General features: G+C 62.1%; 16 protein-coding genes. 14 read left to right on the top strand and 2 right to left on the bottom strand.

What is annotated here, in order from left to right:
• Positions 1-9: 9 nt before the first annotated feature.
• Entirely contained in the window at positions 10-450 is a 441-nt protein-coding gene (locus O3297_RS19930) for an acyl-CoA thioesterase (protein WP_052139932.1), read from the bottom strand.
• A 61-nt stretch (positions 451-511) separates the two neighbouring features.
• Between O3297_RS19930 and O3297_RS19925 the strand changes: the two genes are divergently transcribed.
• From O3297_RS19925 to O3297_RS19870, 12 genes are all read left to right on the top strand, one after another.
• Complete coding sequence (locus O3297_RS19925) at positions 512-2,362, top strand: ABC transporter ATP-binding protein/permease (RefSeq protein WP_305049566.1); 1,851 nt, start codon at positions 512-514, stop codon at positions 2,360-2,362.
• 195 nt (positions 2,363-2,557) lie between these two features.
• Positions 2,558-3,514: an amino acid ABC transporter substrate-binding protein gene (locus tag O3297_RS19920; protein WP_034778971.1), complete on the top strand. Its 957-nt coding sequence runs from the start codon at positions 2,558-2,560 to the stop codon at positions 3,512-3,514.
• Between the two features lie 100 nt (positions 3,515-3,614).
• Complete coding sequence (locus O3297_RS19915) at positions 3,615-4,364, top strand: amino acid ABC transporter permease (RefSeq protein ID WP_034779060.1); 750 nt, start codon at positions 3,615-3,617, stop codon at positions 4,362-4,364.
• Position 4,365: 1 nt separating this feature from the next.
• A complete protein-coding gene (locus tag O3297_RS19910) occupies positions 4,366-5,058 on the top strand; it encodes an amino acid ABC transporter permease (protein WP_034778970.1) in 693 nt (230 codons plus the stop codon).
• 19 nt (positions 5,059-5,077) lie between these two features.
• The gene (locus O3297_RS19905; protein WP_070254805.1) at positions 5,078-5,803 is read left to right on the top strand and encodes an amino acid ABC transporter ATP-binding protein; all 726 of its coding nucleotides are present in this window, start codon (positions 5,078-5,080) and stop codon (positions 5,801-5,803) included.
• A 37-nt stretch (positions 5,804-5,840) separates the two neighbouring features.
• A complete protein-coding gene (locus tag O3297_RS19900) occupies positions 5,841-7,289 on the top strand; it encodes an amidohydrolase family protein (RefSeq protein ID WP_305049564.1) in 1,449 nt (482 codons plus the stop codon).
• A 149-nt stretch (positions 7,290-7,438) separates the two neighbouring features.
• Positions 7,439-8,503 carry a dihydroorotase gene (gene pyrC / locus O3297_RS19895; RefSeq protein WP_099395070.1) on the top strand — a complete coding sequence of 355 codons (1,065 nt, stop codon included), beginning with the start codon at positions 7,439-7,441 and terminating at the stop codon, positions 8,501-8,503.
• Between the two features lie 7 nt (positions 8,504-8,510).
• Positions 8,511-9,329: a DUF3025 domain-containing protein gene (locus tag O3297_RS19890; RefSeq protein WP_070254801.1), complete on the top strand. Its 819-nt coding sequence runs from the start codon at positions 8,511-8,513 to the stop codon at positions 9,327-9,329.
• A 1-nt stretch (position 9,330) separates the two neighbouring features.
• Positions 9,331-10,335 carry a Gfo/Idh/MocA family protein gene (locus O3297_RS19885; protein ID WP_305049563.1) on the top strand — a complete coding sequence of 335 codons (1,005 nt, stop codon included), beginning with the start codon at positions 9,331-9,333 and terminating at the stop codon, positions 10,333-10,335.
• On the top strand, positions 10,332-11,546 hold the full coding sequence (locus tag O3297_RS19880; protein WP_099395068.1) for an MFS transporter: 1,215 nt from the start codon (positions 10,332-10,334) through the stop codon (positions 11,544-11,546). The genes O3297_RS19885 and O3297_RS19880 overlap by 4 nt, the downstream gene beginning before the upstream one ends.
• Positions 11,546-11,671, top strand: a complete 126-nt coding sequence (locus O3297_RS19875) for a hypothetical protein (protein WP_257219282.1) — start codon at positions 11,546-11,548, stop codon at positions 11,669-11,671. The genes O3297_RS19880 and O3297_RS19875 overlap by 1 nt, the downstream gene beginning before the upstream one ends.
• Before the next feature lie 205 nt (positions 11,672-11,876).
• Positions 11,877-12,368, top strand: coding sequence for a transposase (locus O3297_RS19870; RefSeq protein WP_305049560.1), 492 nt, complete (start codon positions 11,877-11,879; stop codon positions 12,366-12,368).
• Positions 12,369-12,454: 86 nt separating this feature from the next.
• Here O3297_RS19870 and recG read toward each other — a convergent pair whose 3' ends face one another.
• Positions 12,455-14,557 (bottom strand): ATP-dependent DNA helicase RecG, encoded by a 2,103-nt coding sequence (recG, locus tag O3297_RS19865; RefSeq protein WP_151097456.1) that lies wholly within the window; start codon positions 14,555-14,557, stop codon positions 12,455-12,457.
• 178 nt (positions 14,558-14,735) lie between these two features.
• Between recG and queA the strand changes: the two genes are divergently transcribed.
• The gene (gene queA / locus O3297_RS19860; protein WP_305049559.1) at positions 14,736-15,791 is read left to right on the top strand and encodes a tRNA preQ1(34) S-adenosylmethionine ribosyltransferase-isomerase QueA; all 1,056 of its coding nucleotides are present in this window, start codon (positions 14,736-14,738) and stop codon (positions 15,789-15,791) included.
• A gap of 1 nt (position 15,792) precedes the next feature.
• Positions 15,793-16,932: a tRNA guanosine(34) transglycosylase Tgt gene (tgt, locus tag O3297_RS19855; protein ID WP_034745502.1), complete on the top strand. Its 1,140-nt coding sequence runs from the start codon at positions 15,793-15,795 to the stop codon at positions 16,930-16,932.
• The last annotated feature ends 107 nt before the right edge of the window (positions 16,933-17,039 follow it).

Here is a 17,039-nt window from a genome sequence, read left to right as displayed (position 1 = left end):
CAGCGACAGTCAAGGCGACAGCAAGGTCTCGATGGGCGGCACCTTGCGCGGCTTGCGGTCGGAGTCCGTCGCCACGTAGATCAGGGTTGCTTCCGTGACTTTCACGATGCATGCCTGCAGGCGGTTGCGCTCGGCATACACCTCGACATTGACGGTGATCGAGGTATTGCCAACCTTGACGATGTCGGCGTAGAAGGAGAGCAGATCGCCGACGAAGACGGGGTTTTTGAAGACGAAGGAATTGACGGCAATGGTGGCGACGCGGCCGTTGGCGCGCCGCGTGGCCGGCAGGGAACCGGCGATATCGACCTGCGCCATGATCCAGCCGCCGAAGACGTCGCCGTACACATTGGCGTCGGACGGCGCGGGCATCATGCGCAATTCCGGCATTTTTCCGGCGGGCAGGCCGGAGGCGAGGCAGTTGTCGGGGCGGTCGGGGGAGGTGCTCATCTTTTATTCTCATGAAAGGCTACAATTGCCCCGATTGAACCATAAAAAGCCGACCTTCGCCATGCGCCGTTCCCAGACTCCCCCTCCTCCCCGCTCGCCAGCTTCCGCCAGCCACAGCGATTTCGCCACCATCAAGACCTTGCTGCCGTATCTGTGGGTCTACAAATGGCGGGTGCTGCTGGCGCTGCTATGTCTGGTGGGCGCCAAGCTGGCCAACGTGGGCGTGCCCCTGATCCTGAAAAAACTCGTCGACGCCATGACGATCACGGCGGCCCATCCGCAGGCGCTGCTGGTGCTGCCCGTCGGCTTGCTGGTGGCGTATGGCTTGCTGCGCCTGTCGACCACCCTGTTTACGGAATTGCGAGAATTCCTGTTTGCGCGGGTCACGCAACGGGCCGTGCGCACCATCGCGCTGCAAGTATTCCGCCACCTGCATGCGCTGTCCCTGCGCTTTCACTTGAACCGCCAGACGGGCGGCATGACGCGCGACATCGAACGGGGCACGCGCAGCGTGGGCTCGCTCATTTCCTATACCTTGTTCAACATCTTGCCGACCCTGGTGGAAATCACCCTCGTGCTCGGCTACCTGGTCTTGCATTACGACATCTGGTTCACCGTCATCACGGCCGTGGCGCTGGTGTCCTATATCGCGTTTACCGTGCTGGTGACGAACTGGCGCACGCATTTCCGCCGCACCATGAACGACCTCGATTCAAAAGCCAATACCAAGGCCATCGATTCGCTGATCAACTATGAAACCGTGAAATACTTCGGCAACGAGGATTACGAAGCGAAGCGCTACGACGAAGGCTTGCAGCGTTATGAATCGGCGGCCGTGAAATCGCAGACTTCCCTGTCCCTGCTCAATACGGGCCAGTCCTTGATCATCGCCACGGCCGTCACCTTGATTTTATGGCACGCCACGGTGGGCGTGATCGCCGGCACGATGACCCTGGGCGACCTGGTGCTGGTGAATGCCTTCATGATCCAGCTGTATATTCCCCTCAATTTTTTAGGGGTCATCTACCGCGAAATCAAGCAAAGCCTGGCCGACATGGAACGCCTGTTTTCCTTGCTGAATGAAAACCGCGAAATCGCCGACACGCCGGAAGCCAAGCCGCTCGTCACGCGGGGCGCAGCCGTGCGTTTTGACCATGTGGATTTCAGCTACGAAGCCAAGCGGCAAATCCTGTTCGACGTGGATTTCCAGATCCCCGCCGGTACTACCACGGCCGTGGTGGGGCATAGCGGCTCGGGCAAGTCGACCCTGTCGCGCTTGCTGTTCCGCTTCTATGAAGTCGATGGCGGCGGCATCACCATCGATGGCCAGGACTTGCGCGGCATCACGCAGGATTCCCTGCGCGCGGCCATCGGCATCGTGCCGCAGGACACGGTACTGTTCAACGACACCATCGAATACAACATCGCCTATGGCAAGCCGGGCGCTAGCAAGGATGCCATCGTGGCGGCCGCTAAAGCGGCATCGATCCATGATTTTATTGAAAGCTTGCCAGATGGCTACAGCTCCATGGTGGGCGAGCGGGGCTTGAAACTGTCGGGCGGCGAAAAGCAGCGCGTGGCGATTGCCCGCACCTTGCTGAAAGACCCGGCTATTTTGATCTTCGATGAAGCCACCTCGGCGCTTGATTCGAAGGCCGAGCAGGCCATCCAGGCGCAGTTGAAGGACATCGCCAAAAACCGTACCACCCTGGTCATTGCGCACCGTTTGTCGACGGTGGCCGACGCCCAGCAAATCCTGGTGCTTGACCATGGCCGCATCGTCGAGCGGGGCACGCATCCGCAATTGCTGGCCGCGAATGGCTTGTATGCGCAGATGTGGCAACGCCAGCAGGCGAATATGGACGATGAGGCGCAAGAAGAGGAGTTGGCGGGGCTGGCGCCGGCAAAATAAATCGGGAAGGGGAAATCAGTAGGAAAAATGCTACAGCCGCGCTGATTCAGGCGCGCGTATAGCGCCTATTTGAGGGCAATCGCAGAAAACGGCTAGTCCGGCGCTGAAAATGAAATAAAATTAATTCCATTGGTGGCGTCTGCACCACAGTTGTTTCGTTCGGAGTACATCCGGTTTGTCCGCCCAGGAGAATTTATGAAATTGACCAAAATCATCGCCACGCTGCTCAGCGTCGGTGTCATCAGCAGCATGTCGCCAGTCCAGGCTCAGGAATTGACCGGCACCTTGGCCAAGATCAAGAAAGCCGGTTCCGTCACCCTCGGTGTGCGCGACGGCTCCGTTCCCTTCTCCTATCTCGATGACAAACAGCAATACCAGGGTTATTCGATCGACCTGTGCATGAAAGTCGTCACGGCCCTGCAAAAGCACCTGGGCCTGAGCGAACTGAAAGTGGTGATGAGCCCCGTGACGTCGGCCAACCGCATCCCGCTGATGGCCAACGGCACCATCGACCTCGAATGCGGTTCGACGACGAACAACCTGGAGCGCCAGCAGCAGGTGGCATTCGCCCCTACCATGTTCGTCATCGGCAACCGCGTGCTGTCGAAAAAATCGTCGAACATCAAGACCCTGGAAGACTTGCGCGGCAAGACGCTGGTCGCCACGGCCGGCACGTCGACCATCAAGCAGATGACCATCCTGAACAAGGAAAAAAACCTGGGCATGACGATTGCCGTCGGCAAGGACCATCCTGAATCGTTCCTGATGCTGGAAACGGGCCGCGCGGTGGCTGAAGCCAACGACGATATCCTGCTGGCGTCGCAAGTGGCCAACTCGAAAAACCCGAACGACTACGAAATCACCAAGGAAGCGCTGTCGGTCGAGCCGTACGGCATCATGCTGCGCAAGGGCGATCCGGCCTTCAAGAAAGTGGTCGACGATGCGCTGATCCGCCTGTACAAGAGCGATGACATCAACCGCATTTACGCGAAATGGTTTACCTCGCCCATCCCGCCGAAAAACATCAACCTGAAATTCCCCATGCCGCCGCAATTGAAGGCCGTGTTTACCAATCCGACCGACTCCGGTGACCCGGCCGCCTATGCGGCCGTGCCCGAAGCGCAGAAGACTTCGGACAAACGGAAAAAGTAACAAGAGTGCGTAACAAATCGGGGGGCGCAAGCCTCCCGATTTATTTGCGGGACGGACGGCCGGCTGGCCGCTGTCCTCGGGCTGCATGCGAAGGATGATCATGAATTACAACTGGAATTGGCGCATTTTCTGGGAGATTTCTCCCGATGGCGTGGGCACGTATATGGACACCCTGTGGTCCGGCCTGATCTGGACCCTGGCCACGGCCGGTACGGCCTGGATCATGGCCTTGATCCTGGGCCTGGTGATCGGCACCGTCCGCACCCTGCCGAACAAATGGCTGGTGGGCGTGGCCAATGCCTACGTCGAATTGTTCCGCAACGTGCCGCTGCTGGTGCAGATGTTCCTCTGGTATTTCGTCATGCCGGAACTGCTGCCGCCCGACCTGGGCGCCTGGGTCAAGTCGCTGCCAAATGCACCGTTCGTCACGGCCGTGCTGTGCCTGGGATTCTTTACCTCCTCGCGCGTGGCCGTGCAGGTAACGACGGGCATCGAGGCGCTGCCGCGCGGGCAGAAACTGGCCGGCACGGCGCTGGGCCTGACCCTGCCGCAGACCTACCGCTTCATTTTGCTGCCGATGGCCGCGCGCGTCATCATGCCACCGCTGACCAGCGAATTTTTGAACATCATCAAGAACAGTTCCGTGGCACTGACCATCGGCCTGATCGAACTGACGGCCAGCGCGCGCGCCATCCAGGAATTCTCGTTCCAGGTATTCGAAGCGTTTTCGGCCGCCACCATCATCTACGTCGTCGTCAACCTGCTGGTGGTGGTGCTGATGCACCTGATCGAAAAAAAGGTCGCCATCCCGGGCTTCATCGTCGCCGGCGCCAAGACGGGAGGACATTGATATGTTCGGTAACTTCGACTTCGATGTCATCTCCCGCTCGTGGGTCTACCTGTTCCAGACCGGCATGGTGTTTACCCTGAAACTGACGGCGCTGTCCATGGTGGGCGGCATCGTGCTGGGCACCCTGCTGGCGCTGATGCGCCTGTCCGGCAGTCGCCTCATTTCGGGCGTGGCGTCGACCTACGTCAACCTGATACGCTCGATCCCGCTGGTGCTGGTGATTTTCTGGTTCTATTTCCTGGTGCCGTACATCGCCGCCTGGGTCATCGGCGCGAACGAGCCCGTGAAAGTGGGCGCCTTTTCCTCCGCGCTGATCACCTTCATCATGTTCGAGGCGGCATACTATTGCGAGATCATGCGCAGCGGCATACAGTCGATCCCGCGCGGCCAGGTGTGGGCCGGCCAGGCACTGGGCATGAACTATTCGCAGACCATGGCCTTCATCGTGCTGCCGCAAGCCTTCCGCAACATGATTCCCGTGCTGCTGACGCAAACCATCGTGCTGTTCCAGGACGTGTCGCTCGTGTACGTGCTGTCGATCCCCGATTTCGTCGGCGCCGCCTCGAAGATCGCCCAGCGCGACGGCCGCCTGGTGGAGATGTATGTGTTTGTCGCCGTCGTGTACTTCGTGCTGTGCTATGCCTTGTCGTTCCTGGTAAAACGCCTGCAGAAACGCGTCGCCATCATTCGCTAACCGAAAAAGAAAGAACAAGATGATTGAACTCAATAACGTCAGCAAATGGTATGGCCAGTTCCAAGTACTGACCGACTGCACCACCAACGTCACCAAGGGCGACGTGATGGTCATTTGCGGCCCGTCCGGCTCCGGCAAGTCGACCCTGATCAAGACGGTCAATGGCCTCGAACCGATCCAGCAGGGGCAGATCATCGTCGATGGCATCACCGTCAACAATCCGAAAACGAATTTGTCGAAACTGCGCGCGCGCATCGGCATGGTGTTCCAGAATTTCGAGCTGTTCCCGCATTTGTCGATCCGCGAAAACCTCACCATCGGCCAGATCAAGGTGCTGGGCCGCAGCGCCGACGAAGCCAATGCTAAGGGCTTGCAATACCTGGACCGCGTGGGCCTGCTGTCGCAGCAGGACAAGTTCCCCGGCCAGCTGTCCGGTGGCCAGCAGCAGCGCGTGGCGATCGCCCGCGCGCTGTCGATGGATCCCATCGCCATGCTGTTCGACGAGCCGACTTCGGCGCTCGACCCGGAGATGATCAACGAAGTGCTCGACGTGATGGTGGGGCTGGCGCAGGAAGGCATGACGATGATGGTCGTCACCCATGAAATGGGCTTTGCAAAAAGAGTCGCCAACCGCATCGTCTTCATGGACCAGGGCAAGATCATCGAGGATTGCAGCAAGGATGACTTCTTCAACACGACGCGCTCGGACCGCGCGCGCGATTTCCTCGCCAAGATCATCCACTAATTTTCCATCACTTTGAAGTTGAGTACGAATGCCTGACATGAAACAAATAGCCGGCGCCATGCTGGCGCTGGGCCTGCTTGCCCATGCCCACGCGGCAGACAGAATCGCCGTCGACATCGCCCTGCGCGACGCCACCCTGATCGACGTTGCCGTCGGCAGCACCGTCAGCGGCAAGACCGTGCTGCTCAAGGGCGACAGCATCGTCGCCGTCGTCGATGACGCGCAGCTGCGCAGCTACGCGCCGAAGCAGACCATCCGCCTGCCCGGCAAGTACCTGATGCCGGGCCTGTGGGACACGCACGTGCATTTTGGCGGCGGCCCCGAGCTGATCGACGAGAACAAGCAGCTGCTGCCTTTGTACCTGGCGCATGGCATCACCACGGTGCGCGATTGCTCGGGCGACTTGCCCGATACGGTGCTGGCGTGGCGCCGGCAGATCAATGCGGGCCAGCTGCAAGGCCCGACGATTTTTACCTCTGGCGCGAAACTGGAAGGCATCAAGCCGCTGTGGAAGGGCACCATCGAAGTGGGCACGCCGCAGGAAGTCACGCGCGCGTTGGACGGCCTGCAGGCGCAGCAGGTGGACTTCGTGAAGATCACGGAAAATACCCTGAAACCGGAGCTGTACCTGGAAGCGCTGCGCCAGGCGCGCGAACGGGGCATGCGCACTTCGGGCCATATCCCCGTGCAGCTGACATTGGGGCAGATGGCCGATGCGGGGCTGGGCACGATCGAACATCAATCGTATTTGCTGCGCGCCACCACGCCGCGCGAGCAGGAGCTGACGGCCAAGGTGGCCGCCGGCGCGATGACGGGCAAGGAAGCCATGCGCGAGAGCTTGCAAAGCTACGACGAGCCGACGGCGCGCAAGGCCTTCAGCTATCTGGCCGCGCGCGGCACGGCCATCGTGCCGACCCTGTGGGGTTCGCGCGTGACGGCCTACCTGGACCGTGAAGACCACACGCACGATCCGGCCCTGCAATACATCGGCAAGGGCTTGCGCGCCACCTACGACTGGCGCGTGCAGCGCGCCGCCAAGGATGGCCCGGAAGCCATCGCCCAGCGCCATGCGCAGTTCGAGCAATCGGCCAAGCTGCTGCCGATTTTGCAGCAGCAGGGCATGAGCATCATCGCCGGCACCGATGCGGGATTCTTGAATTCCTTCGACTATCCTGGCCAGGCCCTGCACGATGAAATCGGCCTGTACGTGCAGTATGGACTGACGCCGCAGCAAGCCTTGCAATCGGCCGTCATCAACGGACCCCGCTTCCTGGGCAAGCTGAATCGCTACGGCAGCGTGGCGGCCGGCAAGGCGGCCGACCTGCTGGTGCTCGACGCGAACCCGCTGCAGGACATCGGCGCCACGCGCCAGATCCGCCTGGTGGTCAGCCGCGGCCACGTGTACGACCGCGCCGCGCTGGACCGGATGCTGGCCGATATTCGCGCCTGGGTGGCCAAACAGGAGACGGCGCCGGCCAAGTCCTGATGTTCTTCGTTCTGATGCCGCAAGCGGCCGGGTGATACCGGCCGTTTTGTTGTCAGGCAGGCAGCAGGCGCAGGCGTCCATTGACTGCGAAGCCGCCCCGCGGCTGGTAAAATGGCGCTATCCGCAATGACCGCCTGAGAGCAGCCGCCATGTCCACACTCGATCACACCCCAGCCGCCGTTCCATCTTCCATCACCATCACCCGTCCTGACGACTGGCATTTGCACCTGCGCGACGGCGCCGTCATGGCCAGCGTGCTGCCGCACAGCGCGCGTCAGTTCGGCCGCGCCATCGTCATGCCGAACCTGAAACCGCCCGTCACCACCACGGCCGATGCTAGCGCCTACCGCGAGCGCATCCTGGCCGCCGTGCCGCAAGGCGTGAACTTCGATCCGCTGATGGTGCTGTACCTGACGAACAACACCTCGCCCGACGAAATCCGCCGCGCGCAAGATAGTGGCATCGTGCAGGCCGTCAAATTGTATCCGGCTGGCGCCACGACGAATTCCGACCTGGGCGTGACGGATTTGAAGAATTGCTACAAGGTGCTCGAAGTGATGCAGGAAGTGGGCATGCCCTTCCTCGTGCACGGCGAAGTGACGGACCCGGAAATCGACATTTTCGACCGCGAAGCCGTCTTCATCGAGCGCGTGATGCGTCCGCTGCGCAGCGCCTTCCCGGCCCTGTCCGTCGTGTTCGAGCACATCACCACCAAGGATGCGGCGCAGTACGTGGCCGAAGCGGAAGGCCCGATCGCCGCCACCATCACGGCGCACCATCTGCTGTACAACCGCAACGAGATTTTCAAGGGCGGCATCCGTCCCCATTACTACTGTCTGCCTATCCTCAAGCGCGAAGAGCATCGCCTGGCCCTGATGACGGCCGCCGCCAGCGGCGACGAGCGCTTCTTCCTCGGCACCGATTCGGCGCCGCACGCGCAAGGCGCCAAGGAAATGGCCTGTGGCTGCGCCGGCTGCTACACGGCCCTGCACGCAATGGAAATGTATGCGGAAGCGTTCGAGCGGGCCGGCGCGCTCGACAAGCTGGAAGCGTTTGCCAGCTTCCACGGCCCGGCTTTCTATGGCGTGCCGCGCAACACGGACACCATTACCCTGAAGCGCGAAAGCTGGACCTTGCCGGCGTCGCTGCCGCTGGGCGACAGCCACGTGATTCCGCTCAACGCGGGCGAGCAGATCAACTGGAAAATGGTGTAATCACTCCATGCTGCCATCGATAGACTGGAGCCGCCCCTGGTTTGCCACGGTGCTGCCGGCGCGACGGCAGCTGGACCTGCAGCGCGACACGGTGATCGCCGCGCTGAACGGACGGGCGAGGGCGCTGGACTTGCGCAATCCGTCCGGCTTGCCGCTGGCCTTCGTGCCACAAGCGGACCTGCCCGAAGGCGTGGCCTACGAGGAGTTCATCGGCGCGACGGGCGGCGTGCCCACGCGCGACAATCTGCACGATTTTTTCAACGCGCTCGTGTGGCTCACGTTCCCGCGCATCAAGCGGCAATTGAATGCGCTGCAGGCGGCGCAGATCGCCCTGTCCGGCGTCGGCAAATCGCGCGGTCCCGCGCGCGATGGCGCGACGATTTTTGACGAAAATTCCGCCTTGCTGGTGCTGCGCGACAGCGATGCGGGGCGCATGCTGGAAGCGGCGTTGCGCGGGCATGACTGGCGCAGCGCGTTTATCGCGCAGCGCGACAGGTTTGGCGCGGGCGGCGACGCCGATATCTGGCTGTTCGGCCATGCGCTGATGGAAAAACTGGTGGCGCCGCGCAAGGCCATCACGGCGCACACGCGCGTGATCTTCGCCGGCGACGCCTACTTTGCGCTCGACGATGCGGCACGGCGCGCCTGGCTCGACGAGCGGGTGGCGCAAGACCTGGCGCAACAAGGCCTCACCACGGCGGACTTCACGCCGCTGCCCGTGCTCGGTTTGCCCGGCTGGTGCGAAGGCCAGGACGACGACTTTTACAATGACGCGGCGGTGTTCCGCCCGAAGCGCAAGGTGGCTGGCGCAGAAAGAGATCAATAGCATGGAAAATACCGTCCGCTGGGGCATCCTCGGTACCGGAAAGATCGCCCGCGCGATGGCCAATGGCTTGCGCGATGCGCCCGGTGCGCAACTGGTGGCGGTCGCCTCGCGCAGCGAGGCTGGAGCACAGGCGTTTGGCGCCGAATTCGGCATCGCACACTGCCACGGCTCCTACCAGGCACTGGCCGACGACGCGGGTGTGGACGTGATCTACATCGCCACGCCGCACACCCTGCATGCGGAAAATGCCCTGATGTGCCTGGCCGCCGGCAAGCACGTCGTGTGCGAAAAACCATTCACCATGAACGCGCGCGAAGCGCAGGCCGTGATCAACATGGCGCGCGACAAAAAACTGTTCTTGATGGAAGCCATGTGGAGCCGTTTCCTGCCCGCCGTGCAGGAAGCGCAGCGCATCATCGCCAGCGGCGAAATCGGCGTGCTGCAGCAGGTGCAGGCCGATATCGGCTTTGTCGCCAATTTCCCGCCCGAGCACCGCATGTTCAATCCCGCACTCGGCGGCGGCGCACTGCTCGACGTGGGCATCTACCCGCTGTCGATGGCAGCCTTCTTCCTCGGGCCCGTATCGCGGGTGCAGGCGCTGGCCGAGCTGGGCGCCACCGGCGTCGATGAGCAGGTGGTGTTTTCGCTGCGCCACGCGGGCGGCGGCACCTCGTCCTGCGCCTGCAGCCTGCGCGCGCAAACGCCGACGGAAATGACCATTTCCGGAAGCCTGGGCCGCATCCGCCTGCCCAACCGTTTTTACAAGCCCGATCATCTGATCGTCGAAGCAATGGATGGCGAACGCCGCGTCGTCGCCGCGCCGCACCTGGGCAATGGCTACGCGCACGAGGCCATCGAAGCGATGCGCTGCATCCGCGCCGGCCTGCTGGAAAGCCCTGTCATGCCGCACGCCGACAGCGTGGCGCTGATGCACAACCTTGACACCATGCGCGGCCAGATAGGCCTCGTCTACAGCGCCGACCAGGCGTCATCAGGAACTCCATGACATTGCACTCATCCCGTCCCAGCCTGAAAACTGTCCTCATCGCCAGCGGCGTCGTCCTGACCCTGGCGATGGGCGTGCGCCACGGCCTGGGCTTCTGGATGCAGCCGATCTCGCAAGCCAATGGCTGGACGCGCGAAACGTATTCGCTGGCGCTGGCCATGCAAAACCTGATGTGGGGCGTCTTCGGCCCGTTCGCCGGCATGGCGGCCGACCGTTTCGGCACCATGCGCGTCGTCATTATCGGTGCCATCAGCTACATGGCGGGCCTCGTGTGGATGGCGCTCGTGACGCAGCCGACCCTGTTCATCGTCGGCTCGGGCATCCTCATCGGCCTGGCGCTGGCCTGCACGGCCTTTGGCGCCATCAGCGGCATCATCGGCCGCAGCGCGCCGCCCGAGCAGCGCTCATGGGCCTTCGGCATTTCGTCGGCGGCCGGCTCGTTCGGCCAGTTCCTCATGATGCCGGTCGAGCAGCAACTGATTTCCGCCGTGGGCTGGCAAAACGCCTTTTATGTGCTGGCCGCGCTGGTGCTGCTGGCGATGATCCCGATGGCCTTCTATCTGCGCGAGCCGCCCGTCTCGCACGCCAGCGGCCCGCAGCAAAGCGTTGGCGCCGCCTTCAGCGAAGCCATCGCCAGCCGCTCGTTCTGGCTGCTGCTGGCAGGGTATTTTGTCTGTGGTTTCCAGCTGGTCTTCATCGGCGTGCACTTGCCGGCCTACCTGAAGGATCAGGGCCTGATGAATCCGAACATCGCCGTCACGGCGCTGGCGCTGATCGGCCTGTTCAACATCGTCGGCTCCTACTACGCGGGAAAATTCGGCGGGAAAATCGCCAAGCGCTATCTGCTGTCGGCCATCTACGTGACGCGCGCCGTGGTCATCACCATCTTCCTGCTGGCCCCATTGTCGGCGTGGTCCGTGTACCTGTTCGCCGCCGCCATGGGCGTGCTGTGGCTGTCGACCGTGCCGCTGACGAACGGCATCATCGCCGGGATCTTCGGCGTGAAGCACTTGTCGATGCTGGCCGGGATGGTGTTCTTCTCGCACCAGGTGGGCAGTTTCCTCGGTGCGTGGCTGGGCGGCTATCTGTACGAGCACCAGGGCAGTTACCACGTCGTGTGGATGATCACCATCGGCCTGGGCTTGCTGGCCGCGCTGATCAACCTGCCCATCGACGAGCGCGCCGTCAAGCGCGCGGCGGTGGCCGCATAATGGCCAGCTGGCGCACATGGCTGTGGCGCCTGTTGGGCGCCGCGCTGCTGGCCATCGTCTTCCTGGCCTATCTGCGGCCAGACTTCATGCTTGACCTGGCGAACCGCTTCTGGATGTGCATGTAGGCTGCGCGGGCGCAAGGTAGATTGCGAAAAGCCGGATTATGCTGGAAGTCGGATTACGCCACGCCAATCCGACCTACCCGTCCCGCCGCCGCATATGAGCGTAGGTCGGATTAGGCCGCAAGGCCGTAATCCGACAACACCGGGAACCAGGAAAAGCCATAGCGATTAGGCCGCAAGGCCGTAATCCGACAACACCCATGAAACTATGCGATACCGACGCGCATTCCAGCCAGGCGGCAGCTTTTTCTTCACGGTGGTGACGGCACACCGCCGGCCCGTCTTTGCTTCGGCAACTGCCGTGGATTCTCTGCGGGACGCTTTCCGCACCGTACGCCATAAGCGGCCATTCAATATCGACGCCATCGTCATCCTGCCCGATCATCTGCACTGCATCTGGACCTTGCCAGATAGTGATGCTGATTTCATGACGCGCTGGAGGCTGATCAAGACATGGTTCAGCAAGCACAGCGATCTTGAAAATGTCTGGCAGCAGCGGTATTGGGAACACGTCTTGCGCGATGCGCGAGACTTTGCCAAGCATGTCGATTACATCCATTACAACCCTGTCAAGCATGGGCTTGTGAGCAAGGTCATGGATTGGCCGCATTCCAGTTTTCACCGTTACGTGGCGTTGGAATGGTGTGCCGCGGATTGGGGCGGGGATGGTGTGGACGTGGCCGGTGTAGGGCGGGAGTGAACGAAGCCAACAATGTTGTCGGATTACGGCCTGCGGCCTAATCCGACCTACCGTTTACGTATGTGCGTAATCCGACAATACCCGATTTACACCTTCAGGAATTCCTCTTTCCCACCCAGCCAGCGCGCCAGATGCGCTTCCACGGTGGTCGCGGCAGCCGCCGTGGTGGCATGCAGCAGGTCGTGCGCCACGTCGCGCGCCTGATCGACCAGCCATTGATCCGTTTCCAGGTCGGCGAAGCGCAGCATGGCCTGGCCGGACTGGCGCGCACCAAGAAACTCGCCGGGGCCGCGGATTTCCAGGTCGCGGCGGGCGATTTCAAAACCGTCCGTCGTTTCGCGCATGGTCATCAAACGCTGGCGCGCCACGCCGCCCAAGGGGCCCTGATACAGCAGCAGGCAGACGCTGGCGGCCGTGCCGCGTCCCACGCGGCCGCGCAGCTGGTGCAGCTGCGACAAGCCAAAACGCTCGGCGTGCTCGATCACCATCAGCGAGGCGTTCGGCACGTCGACGCCCACTTCGATGACGGTGGTGGCCACCAGCACGTGGATATGGCCGGCAATGAAGGCGTCCATCACCTCCTGCTTTTCCGCCGGTTTCAAACGTCCGTGCACGAGGCCCACCTGCAGCGCGGGCAAGGCTTCGGCAAGCATCATGTAGGTGTCGGTGGCTGTCTGCAGCTGCAGTGCTTCCGATTCTTCGATCAGGGGGCAGACCCAGTACACCTGCCGGCCCTCCAGCGCGGCCGCATACACGCGGGCGATGACTTCGTCGCGCCGGTTCTGGTCGATGGCGCGCGTGACGATGGGACTGCGTCCCGGCGGCAGTTCGTCGATCACCGACACTTCCAGGTCGGCGTAATAGGTCATGGCCAGGGTGCGCGGGATGGGCGTGGCCGACATCATCAACTGGTGCGGCACGGCCGCGCTGTCGCCCTTGTTGCGCAGGGTCAGGCGCTGGCCCACGCCGAAGCGGTGCTGCTCGTCGACGATGACCAGGCCAAGTTTGGCAAACAGCACGTTATCCTGGATCAGCGCATGCGTGCCGATCACCAGCTGCGCTTCGCCCGATTCGATCAGGGCCAGTGCCGCCGTCTTTTCCTTTTTCTTCAGGCTGCCTGTCAGCCAGGCCACCTTCACGCCCAGCGGCTCCATCCAGGCGGCGATCTTGCGGAAGTGCTGTTCGGCCAGAATCTCCGTGGGCGCCATCAGCGCTGCCTGGTAGCCGCTGTCGATGGCTTGCGTGGCGGACAACGCCGCCACCACCGTCTTGCCGCTGCCGACGTCCCCTTGCAGCAGGCGCTGCATGGGATACGGCTGGCGCAGGTCGGCGCGGATTTCCTCGAGCACGCGGGCCTGCGCGCCCGTCAGCTTGAAGGGCAGGGCGGCGCCAAAGGCATCCGACAGCGTGCCGACGATGGGCAGGGAAGCGGCGCCTTTCGAGCGGCGCGCGCGCTGGGCGCGTTTCAGCGACAGCTGCTGCGCCAGCAGTTCATCGAACTTCATGCGCACCCAGGCCGGATGCGAGCGGTCCATCAGCGCGCTTTCATCGATGTCCTGCGGCGGATAGTGCAGCAGGTGCACGGCGGCGCGGAACGGCGACAGCTGCATCTCGCGCAGCAGGTGATCGGGCAAGGTATCCTGCCAGTCGATGCGGCGCATGGCGTCGGCGATTTCGCGCCGCAAGACGTGCTGCGACAGCCCTTCGCCGGACGGATACACGGGAGTCAGGGCAGTGGGCAGCGGCGCGCCTTCGTTGACCACCTTGTACGTCGGGTGCACCATCTCGGCGCCGAAGAAGCCGTGTTTGAGTTCGGCGCGCGCGCGTACCCGCGTGCCTTCGGCCAGCTGCTTGACCTGGCTGCCGTAGAAATTCATGAAGCGCAGCAGCAAATTGCCCGTTTCGTCGGCGATCGTCACCAGCAATTGCTTGCGCGGCTTGAAATTGACTTCGCACTTGGTGACGACGCCTTCCACTTGCCACGACTCGCCGCCGCGCAGGCAGGCGTCGCGTATCGTGTAGACCTTGGTTTCGTCCTCGTAGCGCATCGGCAGGTGCAGCACCAGGTCCATATCCGTGCGCAAGCCCAGTTTGGCCAGCCGGCTTTCCGTGCTGACCACTTTTTTGACGGCTTTCGGCTTCGCGGCCGGCTTGGCTGCGGGAGGAAGATCGGGCTTGGGTTCGGACATATCGGAGATTTTTGTGCCGCTAGCGTAAAATAGAGGGTTGTCCGGCACACCCTGTGCGTACCGCAGTTGTAAATTGTTGCGGCGGATTATTGTAATGCCTGTATAGGCGCACAGTATAGTGCCAGATGTTCCATTGCGCACTCCTAATCATTTTTGATGTACTTTTGAAGCAAAACGCATGTATTCGCTTTCCGATTTCGATTTTAATTTGCCGCAAGAAAACATTGCGCAAACTCCGTTGGCCGAGCGCAGCGCCTCGCGCCTGTTGCATCTGGACGGCGACGCTCTGGTCGACCGTCAATTCGCCGACATCGTCGGGCTGTTGCAGGCGGGCGACCTGCTGGTGATGAACGATACGCGCGTGCTCAAAGCGCGCTTCTTTGGCGTCAAGGAAAGCGGCGGCAAGATCGAGGCGCTCGTCGAGCGCGTGCTCGATGACCGCACCGTGCTGGCCCAGGTGCGCGCGTCGAAGTCGCCGCCGCCCGGCTGCCGCATCCGCCTGGCCGATGCCTTCGATGTGACGGTGGGCCAGCGCGCCGGCGAATTTTTTACTTTGCACTTCGAGGCCGACGTGTTCGAGCTGATCGAGGCGCATGGCCGCTTGCCGCTGCCGCCGTATATCGAACACGATGCGGACGAATTCGACGAGACGCGCTACCAGACCGTGTTCAACAAGGTCCCCGGCGCTGTCGCCGCGCCGACGGCCGGCCTGCATTTCGACCAGGCCCTGCTCGACCAGCTGAAGGACAAGGGCGTCAACTTTGCCTATGTGACCCTGCACGTGGGCGCCGGCACCTTCCAGCCCGTGCGCACCGAGGTGTTGGCCGAACACAAGATGCATACCGAGTGGTACACCATGCCGCAGGAAACCGTCGACGCCGTGCGCGCCGCCCAACTTGCCGGGCGCGACGTGGTCGCCGTCGGCACGACCAGCCTGCGCGCGCTGGAGTCGGCCTCGCAAAGCGGCCAGCTGGTGGCGGGCAGCGCCGATACGGCCCTGTTCATCACGCCCGGTTATGCCTTCAAGACGGTGACGCGTTTGATCACCAACTTCCATTTGCCGAAATCGACCCTGCTGATGCTGGTGTCGGCCTTTGCCGGCTATGAGCCGATCCGCAGCGCCTATGCGCATGCGATCGCGCAGAACTACCGTTTCTTCAGCTATGGCGATGCGATGCTGCTCACCACGCAATCGCGCGCTGCGCTGAACCTTGATACTCCCGTGAAAGACTGACATGCTGGAATTTACATTACTCAAGACCGACACGAGCGGCCTGACCAAGGCACGCCGCGGCACCTTGAAACTCAACCATGGCGTAGTGCAGACGCCGATCTTCATGCCAGTGGGCACTTACGGCTCCGTAAAAGCCATGTCGCCGCTGGAACTCAACGAGATCGATGCGCAGATCATCCTGGGCAACACGTTTCACCTGTGGTTGCGTCCTGGCAACACCGTCATGGAGAAATTCGGCGGCTTGCATGGTTTCATGGGCTGGAACAAGCCGATCCTGACGGATTCGGGCGGCTTCCAGGTGTTTTCGCTGGGCGCCATGCGCAAGATCACGGAAGAGGGCGTGCATTTCAATTCGCCCATCAACGGCGATAAACTGTTCCTCTCGCCCGAAGTGTCGATGCAGGTGCAGCGCGTGCTGAATTCCGACATCGTCATGCAGTTCGACGAATGCACGCCGTACGAAATCCAGGGTCGCCCGGCCACCATCGAGGAAGCGGCCAAGTCCATGCGCATGTCGCTGCGCTGGGCGCAGCGCTCGAAGGACGAGTTCCACCGCGGTGAAAACCCGAATGCGCTGTTCGGCATCGTGCAGGGCGGCATGTTCGAGATGCTGCGCGACGAGTCCCTGGCCAAGCTGGAAGAGATCGATTTCCCCGGCATCGCCATCGGCGGCCTGTCCGTCGGCGAACCGAAGGAAGACATGATGCGCATGTTGGCCCACGTGGGCCCGCGCCTGCCGGCCAACAAGCCGCATTACCTGATGGGCGTGGGCACGCCGGAAGACCTGGTGGCGGGCGTGTCGAACGGCATCGACATGTTCGATTGCGTCATGCCGACGCGTAACGCCCGCAATGGCTGGCTGTTCACCCGTTTTGGCGACATCAAGATCAAGAACGCCAAGTACAAGGAAGACCAGGCGCCGCTCGACGAGACCTGCAGCTGCTACGCCTGCCGCAATTTCTCGCGTGCCTACCTGCACCATTTGCACCGCTCCAAGGAAATCCTCGGCGCGCGCCTCAATACCATCCACAACCTGCATTATTATCTGGACTTGATGCGCCAGATGCGCGAGGCGCTGGACGAAGACCGTTTCCACGCGTTTACCCTGCAATTCCATGCGGAACGCGCACGCGGAACTTAAGAAAAGCTTAGCTTGATGGCTGGCGGCAGCATGGCCGGAAGTTTTGTGTATTGGTGCTTGGACTGGGGCGATAAAGCATTGCATAATGCTTTTTTAGCCCCATTTAA

It is taken from the genome of Janthinobacterium sp. SUN128 (assembly GCF_030587275.1).
GTDB lineage: Bacteria > Pseudomonadota > Gammaproteobacteria > Burkholderiales > Burkholderiaceae_D > Janthinobacterium > Janthinobacterium lividum.
The sequence above is the reverse complement of the archived record's forward strand: the minus strand, read 5'-3'. Positions and strand labels throughout refer to the sequence as shown.

Excerpts from the sequence above, each read along its gene's own strand:
- queA (WP_305049559.1), top strand. The coding sequence starts at position 14,736 with ATGTATTCGCTTTCCGATTTCGATTTTAATTTGCCGCAAGAAAACATT.
- O3297_RS19930 (WP_052139932.1), bottom strand. The coding sequence starts at position 450 with ATGAGCACCTCCCCCGACCGCCCCGACAACTGCCTCGCCTCCGGCCTG.
- pyrC (WP_099395070.1), top strand. The coding sequence starts at position 7,439 with ATGTCCACACTCGATCACACCCCAGCCGCCGTTCCATCTTCCATCACC.
- O3297_RS19890 (WP_070254801.1), top strand. The coding sequence starts at position 8,511 with ATGCTGCCATCGATAGACTGGAGCCGCCCCTGGTTTGCCACGGTGCTG.
- O3297_RS19875 (WP_257219282.1), top strand. The coding sequence starts at position 11,546 with ATGGCCAGCTGGCGCACATGGCTGTGGCGCCTGTTGGGCGCCGCGCTG.
- O3297_RS19910 (WP_034778970.1), top strand. The coding sequence starts at position 4,366 with ATGTTCGGTAACTTCGACTTCGATGTCATCTCCCGCTCGTGGGTCTAC.
- O3297_RS19915 (WP_034779060.1), top strand. The coding sequence starts at position 3,615 with ATGAATTACAACTGGAATTGGCGCATTTTCTGGGAGATTTCTCCCGAT.
- O3297_RS19880 (WP_099395068.1), top strand. The coding sequence starts at position 10,332 with ATGACATTGCACTCATCCCGTCCCAGCCTGAAAACTGTCCTCATCGCC.
- O3297_RS19870 (WP_305049560.1), top strand. The coding sequence starts at position 11,877 with ATGCGATACCGACGCGCATTCCAGCCAGGCGGCAGCTTTTTCTTCACG.
- recG (WP_151097456.1), bottom strand. The coding sequence starts at position 14,557 with ATGTCCGAACCCAAGCCCGATCTTCCTCCCGCAGCCAAGCCGGCCGCG.
- tgt (WP_034745502.1), top strand. The coding sequence starts at position 15,793 with ATGCTGGAATTTACATTACTCAAGACCGACACGAGCGGCCTGACCAAG.
- O3297_RS19920 (WP_034778971.1), top strand. The coding sequence starts at position 2,558 with ATGAAATTGACCAAAATCATCGCCACGCTGCTCAGCGTCGGTGTCATC.
- O3297_RS19900 (WP_305049564.1), top strand. The coding sequence starts at position 5,841 with ATGAAACAAATAGCCGGCGCCATGCTGGCGCTGGGCCTGCTTGCCCAT.
- O3297_RS19905 (WP_070254805.1), top strand. The coding sequence starts at position 5,078 with ATGATTGAACTCAATAACGTCAGCAAATGGTATGGCCAGTTCCAAGTA.
- O3297_RS19885 (WP_305049563.1), top strand. The coding sequence starts at position 9,331 with ATGGAAAATACCGTCCGCTGGGGCATCCTCGGTACCGGAAAGATCGCC.
- O3297_RS19925 (WP_305049566.1), top strand. The coding sequence starts at position 512 with ATGCGCCGTTCCCAGACTCCCCCTCCTCCCCGCTCGCCAGCTTCCGCC.